4 protein-coding genes and 1 pseudogene are annotated in these 4,890 nt (G+C 58.9%); all 5 read left to right on the top strand.

Going from position 1 to position 4,890, the window contains the following annotated elements:
• Positions 1 to 524 (top strand): annotated as a pseudogene (locus K8W16_RS06010) (type I glyceraldehyde-3-phosphate dehydrogenase); the annotation flags it as partial.
• 149 nt (positions 525 to 673) lie between these two features.
• Positions 674 to 2,425, top strand: a complete 1,752-nt coding sequence (locus K8W16_RS06005) for a TrkA family potassium uptake protein (RefSeq protein ID WP_304122086.1) — start codon at positions 674 to 676, stop codon at positions 2,423 to 2,425.
• Between the two features lie 1,029 nt (positions 2,426 to 3,454).
• Positions 3,455 to 3,772, top strand: coding sequence for a 30S ribosomal protein S10 (gene rpsJ, locus K8W16_RS06000; protein ID WP_077071459.1), 318 nt, complete (start codon positions 3,455 to 3,457; stop codon positions 3,770 to 3,772).
• Between the two features lie 11 nt (positions 3,773 to 3,783).
• Positions 3,784 to 4,413 carry a 50S ribosomal protein L3 gene (gene rplC, locus K8W16_RS05995; RefSeq protein WP_304122083.1) on the top strand — a complete coding sequence of 210 codons (630 nt, stop codon included), beginning with the start codon at positions 3,784 to 3,786 and terminating at the stop codon, positions 4,411 to 4,413.
• A 22-nt stretch (positions 4,414 to 4,435) separates the two neighbouring features.
• A partial coding sequence (gene rplD, locus K8W16_RS05990; RefSeq protein WP_304122081.1) for a 50S ribosomal protein L4 occupies positions 4,436 to 4,890 on the top strand: 455 nt, incomplete at its 3' end.

The raw sequence follows: 4,890 nt of genomic DNA, 5'->3' as shown, positions 1-4,890 counted from the left end.
AGGTCATGCACCAGGAATTCGGCATCAAGCTCGGCAGCATGGTCACCGTGCACTCCTACACCAACGACCAGCGTATCCTCGACCTGCCCCATAAGGATCTGCGTCGCGCCCGCGCTGCCGCTCTGAACATCATCCCCACCAGCACCGGCGCCGCCAAGGCCGTGGCCGAAGTCATTCCTTCCCTGAAGGGCCGCTTCGCCGGTTACGCCCTGCGTGTGCCCACCCCCACCGTGTCCATTGTGGACTTCACCGCCGTGCTTGAAAAGTCCACCGACGCCGAAACCCTGGTGAACGCCTTCCGCGCCGCTTCTGATACCTACCTGAAGGGCATCCTCGGTGTGAACGACCTTCCCCTCGTATCCATGGACTTCAAGGGCGATTCCCGTTCCTCCATCGTGGAATCCGAATACTGCACCGTGCAGGACGGCACCCTCGCCAAGGTGGTGAGCTGGTACGACAACGAATGGGCTTACTCCGTCCGTGTCACCGATCTCATCAACTACATGCAGTCCAAGGGCTTCTAAGCCTTAACGGACTATCCGGCGCCCGCATGGACGCCTCCTGACAGACAGACGGGCCGCCGCTCCGGTAACGGGGCGGCGGCCTTTTCAGCCCTCCTGCCGCAAGGGTGGGGCATACTGCCGCCATGAAATTTTTTTCCAGTCAGTTTTCAATGTTGTGCCAGAAAGGGGCGCGCCGCAATTTCGGCTACTTCTTCCGTTTCATCCTCGTCCTTGCCGTGTGTGTGGCCGTGTTCAGCGTGCTTTTCCACTATATCATGGAATACGAGGGGCGCGAATATTCGTGGATCACCGGGCTGTACTGGACGCTCACAGTCATGTCCACGCTGGGGTTCGGCGATATTACCTTCCATTCTGATCTGGGCATGATTTTTTCCATAGTGGTGCTGCTCACCGGTATTGTGGGCCTGCTCATCGTGCTGCCTTCTTCCTTTATCCAGTTCGTATACACTCCATGGCTGGAGGCACAGAAGAAAAAGGAAGTGAAGCACAGCCTGCCGGCTTCGGTGCGTAGCCACATCATCATCGTGGGCATAAGCCCTGTGACGCGCAACCTCGCACAGGTACTTTCCCGCTACGGATTCTTCAGCGTGCTTCTGTGCGCCAATACGCAGCAGGCCCTTGACCTCATGGATCTCGGTCTCCACGCCGTGGTGGGCGATTACGACGATGCCGAGGTCTACCGCGGCCTTCATGCCCAGAACGCCCGCATCGTGGTGGCGCTGGACGCCGATGTGCGCAATATCAACGTGGCCTTCACCCTGCGGGAACTGGATAAGAACGTGCCCATGGTTTCCCGTGCGGAGAAGGATGAATCCATCGAAATCCTCAAGCTCGCAGGTTGCTCCAGGGTATTCCAGTTCCGCAAGGTCCTCGGGCAGTCCCTCACGCGCAGGGTCATCAGCGGCAGCCTTACGGTGAGTCCGCTGGCTACGTTCGGCCCCCTGGTCGTCGCGGAAGCCCCGGTGAAGCAGACTTCCCTCAGCGGGCAGACGCTCCGGGAAAGTAATCTGCGCGGCAGGACGGGCGTCAACGTGGTGGGGCTCTGGAATCACGGCGTGTTCGAGCATCCCGGCCCGGATACGGTGCTGGAAGAGCACAAGGTGCTCGTCATGGCCGGCTCCCGCAGGCAGATGGATAATTTTTCCCGCTTCGTAGCCAGGGAAGAGGCTGCACCGGAGCAGGCCGGCCCGGTGCTGGTACTCGGCGGCGGCCGGGTGGGAACCGCTGCCGCGCTGGCTTTGAAAGAACGCGGGCAGGATGTCGTGGTGGTGGACAGGTCCAACATTTCCTCCCGCATCCCCGGCGTGCGCGTGCAGGTGGGCGACGCCTCCGATCCTGTCACCTTGGAAAAGGCGGGTATCAGGACTTCCCCTTCTATCATCATCACCACCCACGACGACGATATCAATATCTACCTTACCATTTACTGCCGCAAGCTTCGGCCCGACGTGCAGATCATCACCCGCACCAATCTTGACCGCAACGTGCATGTGCTGCACATGGCCGGAGCAGATCTCGTGCTATCCCTGGCTTCTCTTGTGGCCAATGATATCATCAACCTTCTGGAACCGGGCAGGGTGTTCATGCTCAACGAGGGGTTGAATATCTTCCGGGCCGTCGCTGGGGTAGGGTTGGCCGGGAAGAACCTCGTCAACAGCGGCATTCGCAAGAATCTGCGCTGTAACGTGGTGGCGGTGAAGACGGCCTCCGGCGAAATGCTGGTCAACCCTGATCCGCACCGGGAATTCCAGGCGGCGGACGAGCTTTTCCTCATAGGCGATGCAGCTTCCGAAACTGCCTATTACGAAGCCTACTGGCCTGATCGCGGCATGAGCGACGAAAAGCAGGCATCCTCCGGGGAAAAGCTGCATGAGCCGGGGACGAGCTGGTTTTCCTTTTAGGTAAGTCTGCCGCAGGGAGTTCTCCGGGCATGTTCCCATGGCCGCGAGGGCGGCGAAAGCCCGGGGCTTTCTCTTTGCTGTTGTACCGCTCGTCTTTGTCGGGGCAGGTTCGGCCGCAGGCCGGCTTGAAAAAGTGGCGTCAAAAATTGCCGCCGGTGTGCAGGAATGTTTCCGGCTCTTGCGAAGACGCGTCCCCGGGGACGGCGGGTATGGCCGCGGCAGGCCTTTTTCCGCGTGGATGCGTGAAGGCCTCTGCAGCGTTTCCTCATGTTGCACGGGCTTTTCCCTCGAAGCGAAGGCGAATAGGGGCTGTTCCGGGGAAGCGTGAGGGCGGGAGCGTCCTTCGCCGTAGGGCGGAATCGCTGAAAAAAATGCCTTTTTTCGGCTTCTGGGAAAAAATGGAAAAAAAACAAAAAAAACTTGACTCCCGGGGGCGGTGAAGCTACAAATAGACCTCGCCCATCCCATGGGCGTTTCCCTGGACGGCAGGGAAGGGCAGATGGAATCTGTCCTGCTGTACTCTGAGCATTCGATCAGGGTTTTGACATTTGCAGGCGTCACACATGCCTAAGATGTCAGACCACGGCGATCCGAGACTTCGCGGATTGCAAGGGTTTCCGGTAGATTGGGCAATCCAGGTACCGGGTATGTGTTGGCTCCTGCGGAACCACCTGTTTGACGGAAAGCAATTTTCCGGTACAGGCCGGGTTGGCGACCAGGATCGGCTTTTATGGACTTTTTGCTGGGCTCGAAGCGGTCGCCATTGGTTCCGTTCTTCTCTTTATCCCCCGCATACATATCCACATGAGCCGAACGACTTTGAAGATTCAAAGGCGTCTTTGGTCGTATCCTGCCTTTGAGGTGTAGGAACGAAGGGCTTTTTTCCCACGCAAGGTGAGCGTTGGGAAAAGCCTCATGAAATGACCGGCGTTCTGACCGGTCAGCCGCCTTTTCGGCGGTGGATTCTCCGGCTGAAATACTCCGACAGGGATCAGCCGGAGCGGGTTTGCCAGAAAATGGAGATTCGCAATGACGACAGTTGGCAGTGATCGTATCCGTATCAAGCTTAAGGCTTACGATTACCGCATCCTGGACAAGGCTGTGGCGGAAATCGTGGACACGGCGCGCAATACCGGCGCCGGCGTGGCTGGGCCTATTCCTCTGCCCACCAACATTCACAAGTACACGATTCAGCGCTCGGTCCATGTGGACAAGAAGTCCCGTGAACAGTTCGAGATGAGGGTCCACAAGCGCCTTATGGACATCCTCGACCCCACGCAGCAGACCGTGGACGCTCTGGGCAAGCTTTCCTTGCCCGCCGGCGTGGATGTGGAAATTAAGCTCTAGAGAGGGGCGTCATGTCTGAGAAAATGGGTATTATTGGACGAAAGCTGGGCATGACCCGTATTTTCGCCGACGACGGCAGCGCTGTTGCCGTGACTGTGGTCAAGGCAGGTCCCTGCCCCGTGACCCAGGTCAAGACGGTGGAAAAGGACGGCTACAACGCTTTTCAGATCGCCTTTGAAGAAGTGGCTGAAAAGAAAGTGACCAAGGCTCTGCGCGGTCACTTCGCCAAGGCCGGCGTGGCTCCCTGCCGCGAGGTCCGCGAGATTCGTCTCGCCGAACCGGCCACCGTTGAAGTCGGCCAGGTGCTCACCGCCGAAGTGTTCGCCGCCGGCGACACCGTGAAGGTGACGGGTACCAGCATTGGTAAAGGTTATCAGGGCGTTATGCGCCGTTGGAACTTCCATGGCATGGACGATGGCCATGGCGACGAAAAGGTGCATCGTTCCGGTGGTTCCATCGGTAACAACACCTTCCCCGGCCATGTGTTCAAGGGCAAGAAAATGGCTGGTCAGTGGGGCGCCGAGCGTGTCACGCAGCAGGGCCTGAAGATCGTGGAAGTCCGCCCCGAGGATAACGTCATCCTTATCAAGGGTGCCGTGCCCGGACCGAAGAACGGTCTGGTGCTGGTGCGCAAGCAGTAGTGCGCAACACAGGAGAGAAGCAATGGCTGTTATGAAAGTTTACGATCAGAACAAGCAGGAAGCCGGGGAAGTCACCCTCGCTCCCGAAGTGTTCGAAGTCGAAGTGAGGCCGGAGATTCTGAACCTTGTGGTTCGTGCCTATCGCGCCGCCCAGCGTGCCGGTACTCACGCCGCCAAGACCCGCGCCTTTGTGTCCGGCGGCGGCAAGAAGCCCTTCAAGCAGAAGGGCACTGGTAATGCGCGTCAGGGTTCCAACCGCTCCCCCATCATGCGTGGCGGCGCGATCATTTTCGGACCTCAGCCGCGTGACTACAGCTTCAAGGTCAACAAGAAGGTGCGTGCTCTGGCTCTGCGCATGGCCCTTTCCTCCCGCGTGGCTGACGGCCTCATGGTGGTGAAGGGCATCGAAATTGCCGAAGCCAAGACGAAGCTCTTCGCCGGCGTGGCCAAGAACCTTGGTCTCACCAAGGCTCTCGT

Source organism: Mailhella massiliensis, from assembly GCF_020741395.1.
Classification (GTDB): Bacteria; Desulfobacterota; Desulfovibrionia; order Desulfovibrionales; family Desulfovibrionaceae; genus Mailhella; species Mailhella massiliensis_A.
This window is presented reverse-complemented; position numbering and strand designations above follow the sequence as displayed.